20 protein-coding genes are annotated in these 21,059 nt (G+C 41.6%); 11 read left to right on the top strand and 9 right to left on the bottom strand.

The annotated features are described in order from the left end of the window. Positions 1-5 precede the first annotated feature (5 nt). Positions 6-2,279 carry a formate C-acetyltransferase gene (gene pflB / locus IWA51_RS09125; protein WP_177527617.1) on the bottom strand — a complete coding sequence of 758 codons (2,274 nt, stop codon included), beginning with the start codon at positions 2,277-2,279 and terminating at the stop codon, positions 6-8. A 293-nt stretch (positions 2,280-2,572) separates the two neighbouring features. On the opposite strand from pflB, the gene cysK reads away from it, so the two are divergent. Next, a complete protein-coding gene (gene cysK, locus IWA51_RS09120) occupies positions 2,573-3,508 on the top strand; it encodes a cysteine synthase A (RefSeq protein ID WP_198442176.1) in 936 nt (311 codons plus the stop codon). Positions 3,509-3,666: 158 nt separating this feature from the next. Here the strand turns inward: cysK and IWA51_RS09115 are convergent, their stop codons facing one another. The 4 genes from IWA51_RS09115 to IWA51_RS09100 form a co-directional block, all read right to left on the bottom strand. Next, positions 3,667-4,035: a helix-turn-helix domain-containing protein gene (locus IWA51_RS09115; protein ID WP_177527615.1), complete on the bottom strand. Its 369-nt coding sequence runs from the start codon at positions 4,033-4,035 to the stop codon at positions 3,667-3,669. After that, positions 4,004-4,282: a hypothetical protein gene (locus tag IWA51_RS09110; RefSeq protein WP_177527614.1), complete on the bottom strand. Its 279-nt coding sequence runs from the start codon at positions 4,280-4,282 to the stop codon at positions 4,004-4,006. The genes IWA51_RS09115 and IWA51_RS09110 overlap by 32 nt, the downstream gene beginning before the upstream one ends. 179 nt (positions 4,283-4,461) lie before the next feature. Then, positions 4,462-4,668, bottom strand: coding sequence for a hypothetical protein (locus IWA51_RS09105; protein ID WP_198442175.1), 207 nt, complete (start codon positions 4,666-4,668; stop codon positions 4,462-4,464). A 3-nt stretch (positions 4,669-4,671) separates the two neighbouring features. After that, positions 4,672-4,992, bottom strand: a complete 321-nt coding sequence (locus tag IWA51_RS09100; RefSeq protein WP_177527612.1) for a helix-turn-helix domain-containing protein — start codon at positions 4,990-4,992, stop codon at positions 4,672-4,674. Positions 4,993-5,064: 72 nt separating this feature from the next. On the opposite strand from IWA51_RS09100, the gene IWA51_RS09095 reads away from it, so the two are divergent. From IWA51_RS09095 to IWA51_RS09070, 7 genes are all read left to right on the top strand, one after another. Then, positions 5,065-5,583, top strand: a complete 519-nt coding sequence (locus IWA51_RS09095; RefSeq protein WP_177527611.1) for a hypothetical protein — start codon at positions 5,065-5,067, stop codon at positions 5,581-5,583. Positions 5,584-5,661: 78 nt separating this feature from the next. Beyond that, positions 5,662-5,796 carry a hypothetical protein gene (locus tag IWA51_RS12805; RefSeq protein ID WP_268969358.1) on the top strand — a complete coding sequence of 45 codons (135 nt, stop codon included), beginning with the start codon at positions 5,662-5,664 and terminating at the stop codon, positions 5,794-5,796. A 1-nt stretch (position 5,797) separates the two neighbouring features. Further along, complete coding sequence (locus IWA51_RS12800; RefSeq protein ID WP_177527609.1) at positions 5,798-6,304, top strand: polysaccharide pyruvyl transferase family protein; 507 nt, start codon at positions 5,798-5,800, stop codon at positions 6,302-6,304. Positions 6,305-6,374: 70 nt separating this feature from the next. Next, the gene (locus IWA51_RS12795) at positions 6,375-6,962 is read left to right on the top strand and encodes a polysaccharide pyruvyl transferase family protein (RefSeq protein WP_329601804.1); all 588 of its coding nucleotides are present in this window, start codon (positions 6,375-6,377) and stop codon (positions 6,960-6,962) included. A 67-nt stretch (positions 6,963-7,029) separates the two neighbouring features. Then, complete coding sequence (locus IWA51_RS09080; protein ID WP_198442173.1) at positions 7,030-7,245, top strand: hypothetical protein; 216 nt, start codon at positions 7,030-7,032, stop codon at positions 7,243-7,245. Continuing rightward, positions 7,232-7,654, top strand: a complete 423-nt coding sequence (locus IWA51_RS09075; protein WP_198442172.1) for a type II toxin-antitoxin system VapC family toxin — start codon at positions 7,232-7,234, stop codon at positions 7,652-7,654. Before IWA51_RS09080 ends, IWA51_RS09075 begins: the two co-directional genes overlap by 14 nt. A gap of 52 nt (positions 7,655-7,706) precedes the next feature. Next, positions 7,707-8,579 carry a glycosyltransferase family 2 protein gene (locus IWA51_RS09070; protein ID WP_198442171.1) on the top strand — a complete coding sequence of 291 codons (873 nt, stop codon included), beginning with the start codon at positions 7,707-7,709 and terminating at the stop codon, positions 8,577-8,579. Positions 8,580-8,743: 164 nt separating this feature from the next. On the opposite strand, the gene IWA51_RS09065 is transcribed toward IWA51_RS09070, so the two are convergent. Next, complete coding sequence (locus IWA51_RS09065; RefSeq protein ID WP_198442170.1) at positions 8,744-10,936, bottom strand: beta-L-arabinofuranosidase domain-containing protein; 2,193 nt, start codon at positions 10,934-10,936, stop codon at positions 8,744-8,746. Positions 10,937-11,097: 161 nt separating this feature from the next. On the opposite strand from IWA51_RS09065, the gene IWA51_RS09060 reads away from it, so the two are divergent. Then, positions 11,098-12,018 (top strand): AraC family transcriptional regulator, encoded by a 921-nt coding sequence (locus IWA51_RS09060; protein ID WP_198442169.1) that lies wholly within the window; start codon positions 11,098-11,100, stop codon positions 12,016-12,018. Here IWA51_RS09060 and uvrC read toward each other — a convergent pair. Next, positions 12,005-14,047 (bottom strand): excinuclease ABC subunit UvrC, encoded by a 2,043-nt coding sequence (uvrC, locus tag IWA51_RS09055; RefSeq protein WP_198442168.1) that lies wholly within the window; start codon positions 14,045-14,047, stop codon positions 12,005-12,007. The two genes, IWA51_RS09060 and uvrC, sit on opposite strands and share 14 nt — an antisense overlap. Here uvrC and IWA51_RS09050 point away from each other — a divergent pair, their 5' ends adjacent. After that, positions 14,048-15,571 (top strand): fibronectin type III domain-containing protein, encoded by a 1,524-nt coding sequence (locus IWA51_RS09050; protein WP_198442167.1) that lies wholly within the window; start codon positions 14,048-14,050, stop codon positions 15,569-15,571. A 2-nt stretch (positions 15,572-15,573) separates the two neighbouring features. Next, positions 15,574-18,144 carry a tetratricopeptide repeat protein gene (locus IWA51_RS09045; protein WP_198442166.1) on the top strand — a complete coding sequence of 857 codons (2,571 nt, stop codon included), beginning with the start codon at positions 15,574-15,576 and terminating at the stop codon, positions 18,142-18,144. On the opposite strand, the gene IWA51_RS09040 is transcribed toward IWA51_RS09045, so the two are convergent. Both IWA51_RS09040 and murJ read right to left on the bottom strand, forming a co-directional pair. Next, positions 18,141-19,301 (bottom strand): M24 family metallopeptidase, encoded by a 1,161-nt coding sequence (locus IWA51_RS09040; RefSeq protein ID WP_198442165.1) that lies wholly within the window; start codon positions 19,299-19,301, stop codon positions 18,141-18,143. The two genes, IWA51_RS09045 and IWA51_RS09040, sit on opposite strands and share 4 nt — an antisense overlap. Next, positions 19,291-20,922: a murein biosynthesis integral membrane protein MurJ gene (murJ, locus tag IWA51_RS09035; protein WP_198442164.1), complete on the bottom strand. Its 1,632-nt coding sequence runs from the start codon at positions 20,920-20,922 to the stop codon at positions 19,291-19,293. Before murJ ends, IWA51_RS09040 begins: the two co-directional genes overlap by 11 nt. Between the last annotated feature and the right edge of the window lie 137 nt (positions 20,923-21,059).

Genomic DNA, 21,059 nt, shown 5'->3' with positions numbered 1-21,059 from the left:
TCTCCTTACAGGCTGGCGTGGCAAGTTCTTGAAATAACGTCGTCCTGCTGTTCCTTGGTAAGGTTAATGAACTTAACTGCATAACCTGAAACACGGATTGTGAAGTTAGCATACTCAGGCTTTTCAGGGTGAGCCTGTGCATCAAGAAGTTTTTCTACTCCGAATACGTTTACGTTAAGGTGGTGTGCACCCTGTTCGAAGTATCCGTCAAGAACAGTTACGAGCTTGTCTGCGCGCTCTTCATCTGTGTGTCCCAGTGCACCCGGGTTGATTGTCTGGGTGTTAGAGATACCGTCAAGAGCATACTCGTACGGAACCTTTGCAACAGAGTTGAGTGAAGCAAGAAGTCCGTTCTTTTCTGCGCCGTAAGATGGGTTTGCTCCCGGTGAGAATGGCTCGCCGGCTGCACGTCCGTCAGGAAGAGCACCTGTTGCCTTACCGTATACAACGTTTGATGTAATTGTAAGGATAGATGTTGTAGGTTCAGAATTGCGGTATGTGTGGTGCTTCTTGATCTTTGCCATAAAGGTCTTGAGCAGCCAGATTGCGATGTCGTCTGCACGGTCATCGTCGTTACCATAGCGCGGGAAGTCACCTTCAATCTTGAAGTCCTTTACGAGACCCTTTGTGGGGCCTTCTGCAGTTTCGCGGATTGCTGTAACCTTTGCATACTTAATGGCAGAGAGTGAGTCAACAACGTGGCTGAATCCTGCAATACCTGTAGCAAATGTGCGGCGAACGTCTGTGTCAATAAGAGAAAGCTCTGCTGCCTCGTAGAAGTACTTGTCGTGCATGTAGTGAATAAGGTTAAGTGTATTCACGTAGATGTCTGCAAGCCATTCAAGGTAGAGATCATACTTTGCCATAACTTCGTCATAGTTAAGAACATCGGCTGTGATAGGTGCATAAGCCGGTCCAACCTGCATACCCGGAACAAGACCTTCGTCCTTACCGCCGTTGAGCGCGTAAAGAAGAGCCTTTGCAAGGTTTGCGCGTGCTCCGAAGAACTGCATTTCCTTTCCAGTCTGTGTTGCAGAAACGCAGCAGCAGATAGAGTAGTCATCGCCCCAGATTGGACGCATAACATCGTCGTTTTCGTACTGGATTGAACTTGTTGCTACAGAAATGTATGCAGCGTACTTGCGGAAGTTGATTGGAAGTCTCTTTGAATAGAGAACTGTAAGGTTTGGCTCCGGTGAAGGACCCATGTTCTCAAGAGTGTGCAGGAAACGGAAGTCGTTCTTTGTTACCATTGAGCGTCCGTCCTGTCCAAGACCTGCTACTTCGAGAGTTGCCCAAACCGGGTCTCCTGAGAAGAGCTGGTTGTATGAAGTGATGCGTGCAAATTTTACCATGCGGAACTTCATAACAATGTGGTCTACGAGTTCCTGAGCCTGTGATTCGTTAAGAATTCCGGCCTTAAGGTCACGCTCGATGTAGATGTCGAGGAATGTAGAAATACGTCCTACAGACATAGCTGCACCGTTCTGTGTCTTGATAGCTGCCAGGTAGCCGAAGTAAAGCCACTGGAATGCTTCGCGTGCGTTCTTTGCAGGCTTTGAAATGTCGAATCCGTAAGAAGCGGCCATTTCTTTCATCTGTACAAGAGCCTTAATCTGGTCAGCAACTTCTTCACGAAGACGAATAACGTCATCTGTCATAGTTCCGTCGCCGATGTTGGCAAGGTCGTACTTCTTCTGTGAGATAAGGTAGTCAATACCATAAAGAGCGATACGGCGGTAGTCTCCTACGATGCGTCCGCGTCCGTATGTATCTGGCAAACCTGTAAGAATGTGAGCCTTGCGTGCTGCACGAATCTCTGGTGTGTAAGCATCAAAAACACCCTGGTTGTGTGTCTTGTGATACTCTGTAAAAATCTTGTGGAGTTCAGGATTGGGCTTGTAGCCGTACTGTTCGCAGGCTTCTTCTGCCATCTTGATTCCGCCGTAAGGCATGAAAGCTCTCTTGAGAGGCTTGTCTGTCTGAAGTCCGACAACAGCTTCGAGTCCCTTGAGGTCCTCTGAGATGTATCCGGGCTTATGTGACGTGATGCCAGATACAATGTCTGTATCCATGTCGAGAACTCCGCCCTTCTTGCGTTCCTCGGCCTGAAGTTCCTGAAGCTTGCCCCAAAGCTTGTTTGTAGCTTCGGTTGGACCTGCCAGGAAACTCTTGTCTCCGTCATAAGGTGTGTAGTTGTTCTGAATGAAGTCGCGAACATTTACTTCTTCGCGCCACAGTCTTCCTTCAAATCCGTTCCATTCTTCTTTCTGGACCATTTTGCAACCTCTTTGATATAAATTAGTTTAAGTAACGATATTAAATGACCTCTTTAACTATAAACCATTCAAATAAAACTTTCAACCTGTTTTTATAAAAAATACTATAATTAGCGTTTTTTTATAAATTTTTATTTATTTTACGCTAATTATGGAAGAAAGAAATCAAACAAAAGAATTGGAAATTTTATGAATAAAAACTACAAAAACCTATTGACATAGTAGGTTTAATATTTTAATATATACTTATAACCTATAGATTAAGTAGGAAAATAAAAACGCCAGGAGGATTTATGGCAGACATTAAAGAAAGCGCATTGGAACTTATCGGAAACACACCTATATTAAAGCTGAATAATTACGTAAAGAAGTCAGGAATTGAAGGTGCTGTTATTCTTGCCAAACTTGAATATCTGAATCCGGCGGGAAGCGTAAAAGACAGAATTGCGCTCAGAATGATTGAAGATGCAGAAAAGAGCGGAGTACTTAAACCTGGCGCTACAATTATTGAACCGACTTCGGGAAATACCGGAATAGGCATTGCGAGTGTTGCTGCTGCAAAGGGATACAAGGCAATCCTTACTTTGCCCGAAACAATGAGTGTAGAAAGACGCAATCTTCTTAAGGCCTACGGTGCCGAACTTGTTCTTACTGACGGAACAAAGGGAATGAAGGGAGCAATTGCAAAGGCCGAAGAACTTCACAATTCAATTCCGGGTTCTGTTATTCTTGGACAGTTTGTTAATCCTTCAAACCCCAAGGCACACCGCGAGACAACAGGTCCCGAAATCTGGAAGCAGACAGACGGCAAAGTAGATATTTTTGTAGCCGGAGTCGGTACAGGCGGAACAATCAGCGGAATAGGCGGATACCTTAAGGAAAAGAACCCTGCTGTAAAGATTGTTGCTGTTGAACCTGCTACAAGCCCTGTTCTTTCAAAGGGAGTTGCCGGTCCTCATAAAATTCAGGGAATCGGAGCGGGATTTGTTCCTGATACACTGGATACAAAGATTTATGATGAGATAATTCCTATAGAAAATGAAGATGCATTTGCAGAAGGAAAAATATTTGCACGTTCTGAAGGAATTCTTGTAGGAATATCTTCGGGTGCTGCACTCAAGGCTGCAAAAATTCTTGCTGCACGTCCGGAAAACAAGGGAAAGACAATTGTTGCTCTTCTTCCTGATTCCGGCGACCGCTATCTTTCTACAGCACTCTTTGCAGAGTAAGATTTGCAAAATAAACGCATATATATAGAAGAAAGTTGATTGATTTGTAACAAACAGGCTGTTCCTTAAGGTATGTCCTTTTGGAACAGCCTGTTTGTTTTATAGACGTGTGCGCTTACGCGTATTAATTGAATTCAATATACAAAAGATCTAGACAGTTATTCAAGAAATTTTTTATAGTCAACATTAAGTGCTTTTCCCAGTTTTTTTGCCATAATTAAACCAATGGGTCTTCTGTTGTTTTCCATTGCACTGATTGCAGTATATTTTGTTCCTACTTTTTCTGCAAGCTGAACAAGAGTAAGTCCTTCTCTTTCACGATAGGCTGCCAAAACAAGTCCAGGGGTTCTTTCTGCCCTTATTTCTTTTGCCAGATCAGATTCATCCCAGTCAATATATTCTTCATCTGTATCATCTTCACGAATTATTGCTTTTGGATATGCTTTTAATATGGCTTCTTTTATAAGAGGAATTCCCCTTCCGCTGAGAGTTGCATTAATATGGCGCGTTTTCTCTACTACCTGCATAAGTTACCTCCACTAAATAGGCATCTGCCTTTTTATCATAATACCAGCAAGCAACATAACTGTAATTTAAATGACAGTGATATTTGTTTTTTCCCAAGTCACTGAAGTTTTTCCATTCTGTTCGAATAGGACCTTTTTCTTCTATATCTGAAATTAAATCACTAAGCAGCAACCTGACAGTAGGCGGAGCTTTTTTTATCTGTTTGGTCCCCTGCTTATTGATTAATACGCGGAATTTAACTCTCATGCTTCTAATGTAACATAATTGTTACATCGGGTCAAGTTTATTTTCAAAGTATGTATTTTAAGAACGGCGGAGATAGCGCCGTTCTTAAAAACTTCAGTTGTTGCACAACTGCCTTATTTATATGTGCGCTTACGCGCACTAATTGAACTCAATCGCAAGTTGATACTTGCTCAATCGTTCTAAAGTATGTCATCTGCGGCGGGGGTGAGGGTGTAGCCTGCGGTTGAATAAGTCAGATAACCCTTTGCGACACAACCTTCCAGTGCGGGAAGTGCGTTTTTTATTCCGGATGAAGAATCTGCAATCTGTTCTTTTGTGAGTGTTTTTATCTGTTTTTTCTTAAAAAATTCCAGAACTGATTTTTCGCATTTTGTTGGTATGTACATTTTTTATTTTGCGGCAAATGCCTGTAAAAGTGAGAGTACGGCTGATTTTTGGTCTTCGGTACATTTATGGAGCATTCGTGAAATCTGCTGGGTTTTGTCGGGTGTTGTGCAGTCGGGATTCCGGCCGGTGACAAGGTATTCAACTGTGACGCCGAGTGCTTTTGCAATTTTTACAGCATAGTCTGCCGGCGGAATAGATTCGCGCTTGCTCAGATAATTTTCTATTGATCGGTTTGAGATTTCTGTTTTTAGAGATAGTTCTTTAATAGTTATATCCTGATATTCAAGTTCGTCTTTTAAATTTTCTCTAAAGTTGTTGGACATAAGTCTATAATACGTCAATTGAGGTTTTTTATTATTGACAATACGCAACCATTTATGTTTTGGAGAGAAGCTGTGCAGCGAACCTCGCTTTTATTAAGTTATGAAGATATTTCTCTGGTCAATAACAGCGACGTGGAGCAGATGTTCAATTTTCTTAGGACACCGGCCGGAGGAGCATGGTGCGAAAGCGATATTATTGTAACTTCCTGCCCAAAATGGAGCGACCTTGCTGGAATTTTGCGACGGATTTCTGAAAATAGCGACTTTCTTCTATTATATTGCTCACTAAAGGGCGGTGATGTACGCAACAGCTGTGGCGTTTGTCTTGGCCCCGGCGGGGATCTTGTTCCTGAAATTAAGTTTGAAAACTGGTGTGAGCGACAGATAAATATATTTGACTTTTGTTCAAAAAAAATGACCGATGATGAAGCCGGTTTACTGTATGAAGAAAGTGGCAAAGTTCTGAACGCCAAAGATTGCGATTATGTGGCGCATATGTTTGAACACAATCTTGCTTTTGAACCTGGACGACAGGTAAGTGTTTTTGCATGTGAAGATAAAAAATGTACATGCGGCAAACCTTTACACTGACGAAGCCTTACAAAACATTTGATTGAGGCTGCAGAGAATTTTTATTCGCAGGACAAACTTAGCGGAACTGACCCGTTTATGTTAAAGCGAGCTGCAAAACTTGCTGCAGGAAATATTGCAATTGAAACAAGGGCAGAGCAGCGTGTCGTTGTGGAAGAAAAATACTTGGCGATAAAGGAATTAAAGCGGTTAAGAAGATGTTGGGGAGAGTAAAATGAAGATAGGAATCCTTACTTTTTGGTGGAGTGAAGACAATTACGGGCAGCAGCTTCAGGCTTATGCTTTGCAAAAATATTTAAGGAATGCTGGGCATGACGCTTTTTTGATTAGATATAATTATGAAAATGATTTGGGCAGAACAAATTTCTTTGTTAGAATTCTGAAAGCTTTGAATCCGATTATTTTATTTAAATTTTTTGTTCAAAAGAAAAGAATTGCAGATTCAAAAAAAGAAAATGAATTACATTCAAGACATTTTTGTGAATTCAGAAAAAATTATTTTAAATTCTCAGATAAAGCATATTCTAATTTCGAAGAATTGAAATCAAATCCGCCTGAAGCAGATGCTTATATTGTTGGAAGTGATCAAGTCTGGAATTTTGGAAAAGGTAATTTACGTATTTTTAAAAATGTCATTCATTCATATTTCCTTGATTTTGGAAAGTCTGAAACAAAACGAATTTCATATGCTGCCAGTTGGGGGGGCGAAATAATTTCTTAGGGAATGAAAAGAGTGAAATACAAAAACTTCTTAAAAATTTTGATTTTATTAGTGTACGTGAAAAAATGGAATCAATCTTTGTAAACAAATTGGTAGAAATGACGCAAAATGGGTGTGCGATCCGGCACTGCTTTTAAATGCTGAAATTTACAGAACTATTTATAAAGAAGAGAAGATTCAAACTCCTTCAAAACCTTATATTCTTTTTTATTATTTAGAAAATGGTGGAAGGTTTGACAAAAAGACAGTTTGGAATTTTGCCCAGAAGAATAATCTGGATGTTCAATATGTTACTGGAAATGCCTGTATTGATAATTTCAAAAAAAACTTTGCAACAGTATCTGAATGGCTTCGCCTTGTGGATAACGCGGAATATGTTATTACAAACAGTTTTCATTGCTGTGTATTCAGTGTTTTGTTTGAAAAGAAATTTGCAGCAATTAAATTAAATGGTTTAAACAGCGGAATGAATTCCAGACTTGAAAGTTTATTTGAAATGACAGGATGCGGTGAAAGATATATTACAGATACTGATTTTAAAATTCTTGATAAATCTTATTCAGTTGATAAAGATTTTACTTTGAAAAAAGAATCAGAAGAATTTTTGAAAATTGCGTTGGAAGAGAATAATCATAAACAAAAGGAGGAAATGCATTAGAAAAGTTTGTTGACAACAGAAAACTGGGATGTTATATTAAGTATAGAGTTTTTTTTTGGAGGTAAATATGTATCAGACTGTAAACGCCTATTACAATGGAACAAATATTGTTCTTGATGAAGATGTTTCATTACGTCAGGGGCAAAAAGTTATGGTTACGATTCTTTCTCCGGAACAAAAAACTCGTAGGGCTGTTGACTGGGATTCTTACGTGGTAAAATCAGACCGCGGACAGAATGTTGAAAAATATATGAAAGAAATGCGTGCTGATGACAGAGTTTAACAAAGTTTTTTTTGACACCGCACCTTTTATATACTATTTGGAAAGGAATGAATTCTTTTTTGACAAAGTAAAATCATTTTTTCAAGAATGTTATCGGAAGCAAATTGAATTTGTTACATCAACTATTACTGTTGAGGAATATTGTGTATATCCCTACAGAAATATGGATCTTGAACAAGTTTATCGCTTTGAGAAATTTTTGAATGATCTGAATTTTACAGTTCTTGACATTACGAATGAAATTGCGCATCAAGCTGCAAAAATCAGAGCTGATTTCAAGGATTTCAAAGCAATGGATTCTTTTCAATTGTCTTGTGCAGTTTGCAGCAGTTGCGACTTGTATTTTGGCAATGATAAACAGTTACTCCAGTTCAGTAAGATTCCAGTAATTACAATAGACCAGTTATAATTTCTTACCTGTTTATTAAACACAACAAACTTTTTCGTAGTGCAAAAACACTATGGAAAATCAAATTTCAGAACAATATCAAATAACTCCAAAAATCTCATGCATTGTTCCTGTTTACAATGTTGAAAAATATCTGCGCCGTTGCGTTGATTCTATACTTAATCAAACATTTACTGACTTTGAATTGATTTTAGTTGACGACGGAAGCCCTGATAATTCTCCTGCTATTTGTTATGAGTATGCTGTAAAAGACAGTCGAATAAAAGTGATTCATAAAGTAAACGGCGGTGTTAGTTCTGCGCGTAACGTCGGGCTGGATGTGGCTAAAGGTGAGTGGATTTGTTTTGTAGATAGTGATGACTTGATTGAAGCGGATTATATGCAAAAAATGTATGAAGCTGCGATTAATAATAATTCTGATTTTATTATGTGCGGAATACAGCAAATTGCTGGATATGAAACTCTTAAAAATAATTATAAAAAGAAAATAAAAAAAAATACAGTTTGTAAAAATCGACGTGAATTTCTTCAAAAAATTATTCGCTTACGCTCAAGACTGGAGAATGCTGTAGTACTGCATTCTCCAGTCAATAAACTTTTCTGTGCTAGTTTATTGAACGGAATTAGATTTAGAGAAGATTTGCTTGTCTGTGAGGATTATGTATTTAATCTTCATTATTTTTATCAAATTAAAAGTGCAGTATTTTTGTATGATGAACTCTATGTTTATTTATTGAATACTTCTTCTGCTACTCATAATTTCAAAAGCAAGTATATTGAAGATATATTATTTGCTTTAAGTGAAATTAAAAACTTTTATGACAAAAATCATTTGAATCATCATTCGTATAATATTTATAGAAATTCCGTTTTTTATCAGTGTCTTGTTAATTATATATCAGAATATGTAAATAAATTGGAGTAAATTCAATGATTTCTATGGAATGGATGAATTTGTTTGGGCTTTACAGTTGTGCACGATATGCAGTACGAAGGAAAACGATTATACAGTTGGGAAAGAATTTCCCAACTGTATAATCGCTTATGGCATCTCTAAAAACTCGGTAAACTGGGTTTTTAGAGACAACTTTATTTTGTAACTCTTAGTTCAAGTATGCGCGGGCTTTGTGATTGTTCGCAGATGAGCTTTACATTCATTATGGCTGTTCTTCGTGACTTTGCCTTTTCTTTGATGATTTTTGCGGGAACTTCAATCTGTGTGTCGGTTAGTTTTTCACCGTCTGTTCCGGCCAGAGTTACTGAAGAAAGTTCTGTGTCGTCAATATATACTTTTATTGTTCCTGCATCTTTACCGTATGTTGTAAGAACAATTTTATTTTTGTTTGTATTGTCGAATTTCATTCTGTAAGAAATAAATCCTTCACCTGACATAATCTTTCTGTAACTGCGGTCAACTTCTGGGATATATCCCATTTCTGTTGCTTCGTTTTTGAAACGGTGTTCAACTTCACTTTGCTGGCGGCCGGGTTCAACGAAGTCAACGGTTATGCTTTCGTATTTCGCTTCACGCTCGTCTTCTGCGGGGTTTAATGCATTGAAGTAAACGGAATAGCGTGTGTGGTGAATGTCGTAGAAAGGCTTTAATGTGTATGAAGTTCCGTTTTCTGCGGCAGATTCTTTTGTTGCAAAAGTCAGGTTTTCTTTGTCCAAAACTTCTATCCAGCCCTGCGGTGTAAGTGGGTCGGCGGTGATGGCAGAAATTTTCTGTGCCGGAGAGTTCATGTACACAAGCTGGTTGTCTACGGTGTCGTTGGGCATTGCACGTTTTCCCATGTCTGCGGCAAGAACGAGTGGTCCGTAAAGTATGCTGAAGTTTCCGCTTCTGTCCCTTGTTCTTCTTGTGTGAAGGTTCATTGGAAGATTTACGGAATAAGTTTCGCCTGCGCTTATTTTTTCAGACTTGAGTTCGTAGCCGTCAGCGGTTCTTGCATCTTCTGTCCATAACGGTGTGCGTATTTTTAATGAACGCGGATTTTTTCCTTCATAAAGAATTTTTATCTGCGCACTTTGTTCATACGGAAATTTTGTTTCGATGGCAATTTTCCATCCGTCTTCTGTAGTAATTGCAGACGGAATAAACAGATTTATGTAAATTGTTCCGTCGTAGTCTTTTGCAATAAAGCGGTTGTATCGTGCAGGATTTTCCATTCCGGTTCCGGTGCAGCACCAGAATGCATTTTCAAAACTTCCGTATACTTTATAGAAGCCGGGCAGAGTAGAAACAAAATATGTTTTTGCTCCGGTGACCGGTTCCTGTGAGGCAAGTATGTGATTGTAAAGTGCAGTTTCGTAATAATCGGCTGCGTCTGCGTTTTTGTTCCACCTGAAAATATATTCAGAAAGTTCAAGCATGTTGTAAGTGTTGCATGTTTCGCAGGTGTCGCGTCCGAGTATTTCCTGGTATTCAGGGCCAAAGTGTTCGCCTATTGAATTTCCCCCGATAGCATAACTTCTTTTTTTTGTTACAGTGTCAAAAAAGAATTCTACGGCTGTGCGGTATTCCGTTTTGCCTGTGAGTTCGTATAGTTTTGCAAGACCTATGAATTTTGGTATCTGAGTGTTTGCATGAAAGCCCTGCAGTCTGTCTGACTGTTTCATTGCCGGTTTTACAATTTCCTGGTGAATGAAACGTTCTGCCATTTTGAGATATTTTTCATCTTTTGTAATACCATATAAGTCAGCAAAGACTTTGCACATTCCGCCGTGTTCGCAGGTGAGCATTTTCTGAAACTGTTCTTCTGTCATATTGGCTGTTCCGTTTACTGCCCAGTCTGCCATTTTTTTTACGATTTCAAGAGCGTCTTTGTTTTGTGTAAGAGTGTATGCGTCAATGAGTCCTGCGTAAATTTTATGGACAGAATACCACGGTACCCAGTATTTTGCCAGGCTGAACCTATCAACTTCAAAATTTCCTGTAAACGCTGTGTCAAAGGGAACAGAAGGAACTCCGCCGATGTAGCCGTCTGCGCACTGTATTTCCTTAAGTTCGGAAACAACGTAGTCCAGTTTTTCTTTTGCCTGCGCATTTCCTGTAGAATTAACAAAAGCAGAAAGTGCAGACATGTAGTGTCCAAGACTGTGTCCCTGAATCTGCATGCTTTCCCAACCACCGTAAGTTGCTGCCTTAGGTCTTTTTCCTGCGGCGATTCTGCACGGGGCAAGAAGTCTGTCTGGATCGAGCCTTAAAACATATTCAAGACCTGTCTTCTGCGATTTCTGGAATAATGAATTTTCTTCAAGAACCGTTTTCTGTGCGCTCATACAGGCTTCTCCTAAAAATAAAAATACTGCTGTTAAAATAATTGACTTTCTCATACACATATTTTATTTTGGAATGTGTAATTTTTGTAGATACAAAATACAGAGAATGTGTGCGGAATTCCGACTTTTTTACTCTGTTTCTATTCGCGTAAAGAGGTTTTATGAATTACTTTCATTTTTCGCATGTGGACAAAACTGTTCCGTCTGTGTGCGGCTGTGCAATGCTTAACCCCGGCTGGTCCCACATGAGCCGCACTCTTGAAAACGATACCGTACTCATTATCGGAAAGAAAAACCGTGCTTCAATTACCTGCTGCGGACTTGAACTCGAAGTAAAACCCGGTCGCATGATTCTTCTTCCTGCCGGAGAGTTTCATTTTGGAACGCGTAAGATTCAGTCTCCTGCATCTTATTACTGGTTTCATTTCTGCCAGTGTGAAAATGTAAGCGGACAAAAGCGTTTTTATGCGCCCCACCTTATGGAAGAAAAAGAAGCACTTACAATTCTGAGCAGTCCTGCCATTGCCTATGAAAGACTTTGTGATTCAATAATTCTTCCGCAGAGCCTGGACCTTAAAAATACTTCTTCTGTAACGCGCATGTGTTCGGACATTCTTTGCGAATATCAGAAGCCTTCTTTTTCTTCACTTGTGTACCGCATTAAACTGATTAATCTTCTTCTTGAACTGAGTGGCGAGTGTTTCAATGAGGAACAGCCCTTCCAGAAATCCGGCGGAACCCCGTCTATTGTAAGACAGCTTATTGTAATGATGGAAGATGAACTTTCAAATGCAGATGCATCAGTTAAATTTTTTGCAGACAGAATGAATGTCAATGCAGACTATCTTGGGCGCATCTTCAAGAACGCGATGCATATTCCGGTCGGGCAGTATATTGCAAGAAGAAGGGTTGAACTTGCCTGTATAAGACTGCGCGAAAGTTCCGACAGAATTGATGATATTTTTGTCCAGTGCGGTTTTGGTTCACGCCGCCAGTTCTATGAAGAATTTACGCGCATTACAGGAAAGACACCGCGCCTTTACCGCGATGAATGTGCCTTTATGGGAATCAATTCTCTGTAGAAAAAGTCTCCTTTTCGGATGAAGCAACTTCGAGTGCTGCCGAAGCCAGATCTGAATTCAGTTTGTAGCGTGCAGCTTTTTCCTTTGTTGTTCCGGGAAGCCCCAGCGACATGCGTTCTTCTTGTTTCTTTTTTTCCTGTTCTTCAAAAAGAATTTTTGCATGCATCAGAATATCGCTTGCAATGTCTGCCCTTACGTGAAGGGACTGTGCAACCTGTGCTTCATCAGAAAGTGCAAGTTTTTTGAGCGTACCGAAAGTTTTCATAAGAATTTTATCGCGTTCTTTTCCGATGTGCGGAAGTTTAAGGAACGGCGTTACTGTATTTTCTTTTGTTCTGAGCTGCTGGTTGCGGCTTGTTGCAAAGCGGTGTGTTTCGTCGCGCACACGCTGCAGAAGCCTGAGAGCATCACTTCTTTTGGGAAGACAGACCGGTTCGCTTTTTCCGGGACGGTAAATTTCTTCATCACGTTTTGCAAGACCCGCTATCGGTATTTCAAGTCCGAGCGCAGAAATTATTCCGTGTACGGCATTTACCTGGCCTATACCGCCGTCTATTAAAATAAGGTCTGGCAGTTCCTTCCCTTCGTTTACAAGGCGCGTGTATCTTCTGGACGCAGCCTCGCGCATTGAAGCAAAGTCGTCAATTATTCCGTCTGTAGTTTTGAGTCTGAAATATCTGTAATTTTTTTTGTCCGGGTTTCCGTTCAGAAAACTGATTAAACTTGCGACAGGAAATTTTCCGCCTATGTGTGCTATATCAAAACCTTCTATGCGCACCGGAAGTTTTGGCAGTTCAAGTATTTCCTGAAGTTCCCGCATTGCAGGAAAGTCACCGCGTTCCCTCATAAGGCGGATTATATCTTCGTGTGCATTTTCTTTTGCCATATTCAGTGCAGCCCGGTGAAGTGCAAGTCCTGTTCCGCTTTGGCCGCGTTCCTTTGTAGTATTTTCCATATCTTCCGCAGTGTTTTCTGCTGCTTCGGGAACAGAAATTATCTGTATGAGCGTTCCGTATTTTTCTTCCATCCAGCGGCAGATGTTTTCTGTAATGTCATTTTCGGTAACATAAATCTTTGGCGGAATTTCATTTTTGTCAGTATAGTATGCGCCCATGAATTCAGCACAGAGTTCTGAATCTTCATTAAGACTGGACGTTCTGTAGTTGTCGCGCCCCAGAAGTTTTCCGCCGCGCATCTGCATGACTGTAAACGAAATGAGTTCCCCTTCGCGCCAGTATGCTATGTAGTCGCGGTCATCAGAGTCAAAGCCTTCTACAATATTCTGGTTCTGCATTATGCTAAGCGCTTTGAGTCCGTCCCTGAGCCGTGCTGCCTTTTCAAAGTTCATGTCCTGCGCGGCTTTTTTCATTTCGGCTTCAATTTTTTTTGATGTTTCTTCGCCTTTGCCCTCAAGTAGGGACTGTATTTCTTCGATATATTCTATATAGGTGGGTTCGCAGCCTTTATCTTTGCACGGTGCCAGACATCTTCCGATGTGATAGTACATGCACGGCGAGGCGGCGCTCATTTTTCGGCAGTGCCTGAGCGGGTATATCTCGTACAGCGTTTCCAGAAAAGTTTCAAGAGCATTGGAATCGGGGTAGGGTCCAAAGTAAACCGAACCGTCCTTTACAATGTTCCGTGTCTTTATGAGCCGCGGGAATTTTTCTCTGGTAAGCTTGAGCGACGGGTAGGATTTTCCGTCCTTAAGACAAATGTTGTAACGCGGGCTGTACTTTTTTATGAGGTTGTTTTCAAGAAGAAAAGCTTCGTATTCATTGCCTGTCGTTGTGTATTCTATGCTGGCGGCGTTTGCTATAAGAAGACGAGTCTTTATGTCCTTATTTCCGCTAAAGTAGGATGAAAGCCGGTTTCTGAGGTTTTTTGCCTTGCCTACATAGATGACTGTTCCCGACGGATTGCGCCACATATAGACACCGCTTTGTGAAGGAGCTCTGAGTGCAGTATTGTGCAGCGTCTCGTAAAAGGGGAGTTTGTTTTTTGAATCGGAATTACCGGAGTTACTCATATGCGTGTCAACAATAGTATAAAATATGTTTCAGTAATTATAGCATTTTTTGCGCTGTTTTTAAATCCCGCCGGAACACAGGAACGTAAAATTATTCTTGGCGGTAAAGCCGGCTGGCCCGAACTTTCCGTGCAGGATGGAATTGTTTCGGGAACAGGGCGCTTTGGTTACGAAAGCAGGCAGCTTGACACAAACGGCCGGCGGCTTGGTCTGGACACAGACATGCTTCTGGACTTCGAGGGCAGCAGTGTAACTGACCGTGCAGAAAACTACAGCGTGGACTCGGACTCTTCTGTCATTTCACAGAATGCGGCTATGGGAAAGAGCGGCCGTCTATTCCGAGGTACAGGCGGAATCCGTCTTCGCGGCAACAGCAGTTCAGTCTTCGGAAAAAGCGGAACAACAGGTCCTTTCACGATTGAATTCTGGCTCAATCCTTTTATTGCAGAAAACGGTGAAATTGTTTTTTCGTGGCGTTCTTCAAGAACAGTTGCAGGTTATCCTCTTTACCAGTTTATTTCTGCTTCGTTTTTTAACAACACTCTTGTATGGACTTTTTCAAATGTTTTTGACGGTTATACAAAAAATGACGGTGCCGTAACACTTTCTGGATATAAAGCTGTAGTTCCCGAAAAATGGTCACATCATTCAATAAGCTACAATGACGAAAACGGCTGCCTCGAATACTGGGTGGACGGTTCTCTTGAATCCCTTGTTTATGTAACATCAAACGGGCGTGAAGCAGGCGGTTCCGTTCATTCAATGATACTCGGTGTTGTGGCAGACATTGAAATATGCCCCGAATTTACAGGCCTCGCAGATGACTTTAACCTTGTGCGCTCTGCCGTTTCTGAAGACGACGGAAGTCTTCTCTGCGACATCTACGGAACCGAAGGCGGCCGTCTTGAAACAATGCCTATAATGGTTTCAAAGGGTGCAGCATTAAAAAGAGTAGACGCGGTAACAACCGTTCCAGAACAGACAGACATTCTTTTTTATGTAAGAAGCGGGGACAATTTTTTTAACTGGACACGGAGCGAGCCTGAATGGATTGCAGTAAATCCGGGCGAAGAAATTGCTGATGTAAAGGGATTGTATTTTCAGGTGGCTGCAGAACTTCTTCCAGACGGAGCCGGAACAAAAACGCCGTCACTTACCCAGCTTGAACTCACATTTGACGAGGTGCCTTCTCCGCTTGCGCCGTTTACGGTAATTGCAACTCCGGGTGACGGTGAAGTAACACTCAGCTGGTCGTATTCCGTAGACAACACTGCGGGCGGATATTACGTATATTACGGGGAGCGTCCGGGGGAATACCTTGGCAGAACTGCAGCAGAAGGCCGCTCACCAATCAGGGCAGGAAACAGTTCGTCCTTTACCGTAAGCGGTCTTAGGAACGGAAAGATATATTATTTTGCGGTTGCATCTTATTCAAAAATTGACGACAGAATAACAGGGGAACTTTCAAAAGAAGTGTTTGCCCGGCCGCAGAAAAAAACAGAAAAATCAGTCAGACAGAGGTAATTATGGATGTACTAAAATCACAGAACGGAATCATTTTGGAGCGGGCTGAATCAGCTGTTCTTTCCAGGGACTATGACCTTGCTGCAAGACTGTACAAGGGGCTTTTAAGAACTGACCCGCAGAACAAGGACCTTCTTGTAAAACTGGGAAACATATACGTAAAAAGCGGTGACGACAAAAGTGCCCTTCCTTATTTCAAGGAAATTGTGCGGACCGATCCCGAAAATATTTCAGCTCTCAATAACCTCGGTGCAATTTACAGAAGGCTCGGAATGTACGATGAGTCAATTGCGGTTTTGGAACAGGCCGTTATTGCAGACGAGTCAAATATGCAGGTTTTCTACAATCTGGGCTTTACGTACAAACTCATGGGTCGTTACGATGATGCGCTCCAGTGTTTCAATACTGTAGTTGAGGCCAATCCTGATGATGTACTTGCATACAATCACATCGGTTCAATTTATGCGCTCAAAAACCAGAATAAAGAGGCAGTTCTTTCCTATCAGCGCGGTTTGAAGATAGACCCCAACCATCCTGTACTTCACCTGAATCTTGCAGAAAGCTATCAAAAACTTGGGGAATATGAAAGGGCTTCAGTTGAATATGAATCGGCGCTCAGGGCAAAACCGGGCTGGCTTGATGCAATAGACGGATACGCCGATCTTCTTCTCAAGCGCAACAAAACAAAGGCTGCAGGCGACATTGTAAGGCATGCAATAATCATAGACCCGCAGAATTCTTCCATGCACACAAAACTCGGCGATGTACTCAGAAAGCAGAGTGAATATGACGGTGCCGAATCAGAATACAACGAAGCGCTCAGAATTGATCCCGATAACACAAAGGCAATGTCAGGACTTGCAGATACTTTTGAAAGTACGGAGCGCGCAGATGAAGCCGTCGCCGAAATGGAAAAAGTAGAGACGCTGCGTCCCGAAGACAAAAATATGCTGCGCCGTTTTTCACGCATACTTCTTACGGCAAACAGACTGAATGCAGCCAGCCAGAAAATAAAAAAACTGTGGGATGAAAATCCAAAAGATCTGCATGCTCTCAATCTTCTTGGCCAGTACTATATATGTAAGGGTGAAGACTCAAAGGCACTCGGCTGCTTTAAAAAAATCCATGCAATAAATCCTGCCGCCACTGAATTTTACCGCGACGGTGGAAAGCGTTACAGTCAGACAGGCAACTATTCAAAGGCAGAAGAATTCCTTCAGAAATTTTTGAACCAGAATCCCGAAGACTTTGAAGGAAACAGAATGCTCGCCGAGACATACGAAAAGTCCGGCCGGTTAAGTGATGCGCTCGCAATTTACAGAAAACTCGATGTGCTTGACGGTGACAATCTTGCAGCAAAGCAGGGAACAGACCGCGTAAGTGCAAAGATTCTGGGAACGGCCGCACCTGTTGCAGCAAAACCTGCAGACGACTTTGAGTTTGACGAATTCTCTTCTGCAGATGAAGACATAAACCCAGACTTTGACTCTCCCGTAGAAACAGAAGCCGTCGGTGATGACACAATTCCCGAAGCAGAATTTCCTGACATTGAAGAAGATACTCTTGAGCCTCTTTCAAAAGAAGAAGAAAATGCAGATGTATTTGAAAAAGATTTGGATGAAGAAGACGAAGCATTTGAACCGCAGGAAAATGATTCAATGGAAGATCTTGCCCGCGATGATTCAGACCCGGATGATTTTTTCAGCGACAATCCGTTTGCATATTCAGCTGATAATGCTTCAAGCCCCAAAGAAGAAGAAATGGAAACTCAGTTTTTGCCCGAAGAAATCGAAACCGAAGACGAAAAGAAAAGTGCAGTTCCTGAATGCGCACCGCAACCAGTGGCTGAACCCAAACCCGAACCAAAACCTTCTGCACTGCAACTGAAAGACGAAGATATTCCTGCGGCCAACTTTGAAGATGAAGAAGAAAGCGAAGAAGTTCCCGAAGCCCAATTCATTGAAGAAGAAGCCCCCGTCGAAGAAGAGACGTCTGAAAGTGTGCCGCAGTGTGAAGAAGAAATTCTTCCCGAACCTGCAGAACTTCCCGAATACGAAGACGATGACTTTACAGAAGAAGAAGTGTCAGAAGACACTCTGGCAGAAAAACCGCAGACTTGTGCCGCAGAAGTGCAGCCGGCCGCGCCAAATCTTATTCCGCAGGATCTTATAGATGAGACCGCGCGCACATTTGAAAGTCTTGCAGAAGCGATGACCGACGAACTCATAGCGCAGAAATTTGGACTTGCCGCAAGCCTCTTTAAAAAATTGCGCGCTCTTATCGAGTATCTGCCGGCAGAACAGAAAGATGAGTTTTTGCAGAGCAATACAAGACTTCAGCTCGACTACATTATATCCCGTCTGTCAGGGCGGCGCGGCCTTCTTGCGGCCGCAGATATTCTCAGAAAGAAAAATAAAATTTCAGAAACAGAAGGCAGCGTAACAGACAGCGGCCGTGCGCTCCTTGTTTCTGTTCTTGGCAATTCACTTAAACTCGTAAGAAACCTTCCCGACCGCAACATGGCCGGAGCGCTTTCAGAAAAGATAGAAGATATTCTTGAAAGGCTCCGTTAAATTCTGATAATACGCGACGATGTGAGACATTCGTTTCCATCGTCGCAAATCAGAATATCATTTTCAAGTCTTGTTCCGCCAAGTGAAGGATCGTAAAGTCCCGGTTCAAGGGTGACAATGTTTCCTGAAACAAATGTTTCTTTAGAATCTGCCCTGAGACTTACGTAAGGATGTTCGTGAATTTCAAGTCCTGTTCCGTGGCCAAGACTGTGCGGCATTTCCCTTCCTTTTTCTGCAAAAATTTCTTTTGCCTTAAGTGCGGCATCTAGAATCGGCTTTCCGGGGCTGTACAGTTTTAAGCATTCAGCTGCGGCTTTTTCTACAAGGGAAAGAAGTTCATTCTGGCCTTCAGAAAGTTTTCCCCTTGCCACAGTGATAGTGCAGTCACTTGCGTAGCCTTCAAAACAAACGCCATAGTCAAGTATAGAAAGACCTTCAGTTCCCCATCTGCCGGCAGTGTATCCCGGAAAAGCATGTATTGCAAAACTTCTTTCAGGACCGGCTGCAAGCGTGTCAAAGCTGGTTTTTTCACAACCCATTTCCCTCAGCGCGCGCTCAATGTAAAGTGCAACATCTGTTTCTTTAGAAAATTTTCCTGACCGCACATTTTCTTCTATTATATCTGTCATTACATCGGTAATTGCGCATGCTTTTTTTGTACATGCAATTTCGTATGCATCTTTTACTGCGCGCATTTTTATTACAAAGTCGTGGACAGAATTTTCAGAACATACAAACTGGGTATCAGGAAGTTCTGCAGAAAGTTTAAGAAAACTTATGTGGCTTGTTTCCGGCGGAATGCAGACTTTTGTTTTTCTGTCGCCGCAGTGTTTTGCAAGAACCGCTTTTATAGCATTTGCATAATTGCGCCCGTAGTCTGAATAAGCGCATATTTCATCTGCATGGGCCTTTTGTTCTGCAAGGTTTATGTCCCACGGAACAAGTGTTGCGGTTTTGTCTTCTGCCAGAACAAGAAGTGCGTCTCCCGGATGTCCGCAAAGATATCTTACCGCCGGGTCTCGTTTTTCTTCAAAGTCGCTGAATACTGCCGCGCCGATATTGTGTTCAGCCATAAAAGAGAAAACTTTGTTTCTTCTTTCGCTGTATATTTTTTCAAAATCTGCGCCTTCAATTATCGAATCAAATTTAGTTTTCATTTTTACTTCCATTAACATTTGCTGCTTTTGTCTTATTTCTTATCTTTGCAACAAGCAAACCAAGAATGGAATCTTTTGTCAAAGCCATGAGTGCAATTCCGACAGCAGCAAAAACAATTGCCGTAACCACAACAGGAATTCCGTTTGAAATAATTCTTCCCTTTCCGGCACACAGTGTCTGTAAGGGCGAACGCAGTAAAAGTATCGGAACAGACGACACAGCCGAAAGAACTGCAATTTTTATGCTGTACAAAAGTGTTGACTTTACGACTCCCGCTACATCTACAGAAGGACTGCGCTTAAGGAAAACAAACAGCATGACGGTGTTTACAAGACTTGCCACTGTAAGTGCAAGCGCAATTCCCCTTCCGCCCATGGGACCTGTAAGAACTGCCGCAAGTATTACGTTAACGGCAAAATTTATGAGTCCTGCAATGGTCGGGCTCTTTGTATCCTGCTGTGCGTAGAATGCCGGCGATACAATTCTGTTTACTGCAATAAAGAAAAGTCCCGCAATGTGGAACGAAAATACACCCATTGTCATCGTAATTGAATTTTCATCGAATTTTCCACCTGCAAAAACAAGTGTAATTATGTCGCGTCCCATTATGAGCGAATAGAATGTAATCGGAATTGCAATAAGTGCCATAATTTTAACAGCCTGTGTAAGCATGGAATTGAATTTGTTCCATTCAGCGCGTTTTGCAAATCCTGTAAGGTCTGGAAGAATAACTGTTCCTATAGTTACTGCGCATATTCCGAGTATTAGTTCCTGAAGACGAAGCGAATACTGAAGGCTTGAAACAACACCTTCTCCTGCGCGCGTTGCCAGTGCAGAAGATACAATGTCGTTTATCTGGTAGCCGGCCATTCCTATAATTGTAGGTCCTACAAGGGCAATTACTTTTCTTGTTCCGGGGTTAGAAAATGCTTTTGGAAGTGAAGCAAATGTTACCTTCCAGTTATTCTTCAAAACAAACGGAAGCTGGAACAAAGCCTGAACAGCACCTCCTGTTATTACACCGATTGCCATTGCGCGTGCAGGGTTTGCCGTGTGCGGGGCAAGAATGTATGTCGCTGCAATTACTATTGAATTGAAAAGAATTGGCGTAAATCCTGAAGGCGAAAATATTTTCATTCCGTTGAGAATTCCCTGGAAAAATGCCGCTATTGAAATTACAACCAGGTAAGGGAACATTATTCTTGTAAGAACAATTGCTTCTGACATTGAAGAGGCATCTTCTGTTCCGTAAAAAATACGCAGTATTGCCGGAGCAAAAATCATTCCCACAGAAACAAAGGCAACCGTTAAAAATGTTACCAGTGTAAATGTTGCGCTTACAAAGTCCTGTGCCGTTTTTTTTGCATCTTCTGTGGAACAGTCTTCTATATAGCCTCTGAAAGTCGGAATAAATGCAACCGAAATTGAATTTTCTGCAAAAAGCCTTCTGAACAGGTTTGGAATCATGAATGCTATTCCGAATGCATCCGAATATGCTGAAGTTCCAAGAAAGCGTGCCTTTGTCATTTCACGCACAAGACCCAGTATTCTTGAAAATAGTGTCAGTACCGACAGCGACAGACCCTTTGCAAGAAGGGATGAACTTTTACCGTTTTTCATTCAGATAGAATAATACTGTTTGCCTTATTAGACAAGAAGTGTAAAATAAATTGAATTATTCAAATAAATTGAATAATTCAAATAATTCAGGAAAAACAGGCCAAAATTACCCCGGAAAAGACCTTGAATGAGCTGTA

This window comes from Treponema peruense, from assembly GCF_016117655.1.
Lineage (GTDB): Bacteria > Spirochaetota > Spirochaetia > Treponematales > Treponemataceae > Treponema_D > Treponema_D peruense.
The sequence above is the reverse complement of the archived record's forward strand: the minus strand, read 5'-3'. Positions and strand labels throughout refer to the sequence as shown.

Coding starts and splice junctions, on each gene's coding strand:
- pflB (WP_177527617.1), bottom strand. CDS start 2,279: ATGGTCCAGAAAGAAGAATGGAACGGATTTGAAGGAAGACTGTGGCGC.
- cysK (WP_198442176.1), top strand. CDS start 2,573: ATGGCAGACATTAAAGAAAGCGCATTGGAACTTATCGGAAACACACCT.
- IWA51_RS09115 (WP_177527615.1), bottom strand. CDS start 4,035: ATGCAGGTAGTAGAGAAAACGCGCCATATTAATGCAACTCTCAGCGGA.
- IWA51_RS09110 (WP_177527614.1), bottom strand. CDS start 4,282: ATGAGAGTTAAATTCCGCGTATTAATCAATAAGCAGGGGACCAAACAG.
- IWA51_RS09105 (WP_198442175.1), bottom strand. CDS start 4,668: ATGTACATACCAACAAAATGCGAAAAATCAGTTCTGGAATTTTTTAAG.
- IWA51_RS09100 (WP_177527612.1), bottom strand. CDS start 4,992: ATGTCCAACAACTTTAGAGAAAATTTAAAAGACGAACTTGAATATCAG.
- IWA51_RS12805 (WP_268969358.1), top strand. CDS start 5,662: ATGTTAAAGCGAGCTGCAAAACTTGCTGCAGGAAATATTGCAATTGAA.
- IWA51_RS12800 (WP_177527609.1), top strand. CDS start 5,798: ATGAAGATAGGAATCCTTACTTTTTGGTGGAGTGAAGACAATTACGGG.
- IWA51_RS09080 (WP_198442173.1), top strand. CDS start 7,030: ATGTATCAGACTGTAAACGCCTATTACAATGGAACAAATATTGTTCTT.
- IWA51_RS09075 (WP_198442172.1), top strand. CDS start 7,232: ATGACAGAGTTTAACAAAGTTTTTTTTGACACCGCACCTTTTATATAC.
- IWA51_RS09070 (WP_198442171.1), top strand. CDS start 7,707: ATGGAAAATCAAATTTCAGAACAATATCAAATAACTCCAAAAATCTCA.
- IWA51_RS09065 (WP_198442170.1), bottom strand. CDS start 10,936: ATGAGCGCACAGAAAACGGTTCTTGAAGAAAATTCATTATTCCAGAAA.
- IWA51_RS09060 (WP_198442169.1), top strand. CDS start 11,098: ATGAATTACTTTCATTTTTCGCATGTGGACAAAACTGTTCCGTCTGTG.
- uvrC (WP_198442168.1), bottom strand. CDS start 14,047: ATGAGTAACTCCGGTAATTCCGATTCAAAAAACAAACTCCCCTTTTAC.
- IWA51_RS09050 (WP_198442167.1), top strand. CDS start 14,048: ATGCGTGTCAACAATAGTATAAAATATGTTTCAGTAATTATAGCATTT.
- IWA51_RS09045 (WP_198442166.1), top strand. CDS start 15,574: ATGGATGTACTAAAATCACAGAACGGAATCATTTTGGAGCGGGCTGAA.
- IWA51_RS09040 (WP_198442165.1), bottom strand. CDS start 19,301: ATGAAAACTAAATTTGATTCGATAATTGAAGGCGCAGATTTTGAAAAA.
- murJ (WP_198442164.1), bottom strand. CDS start 20,922: ATGAAAAACGGTAAAAGTTCATCCCTTCTTGCAAAGGGTCTGTCGCTG.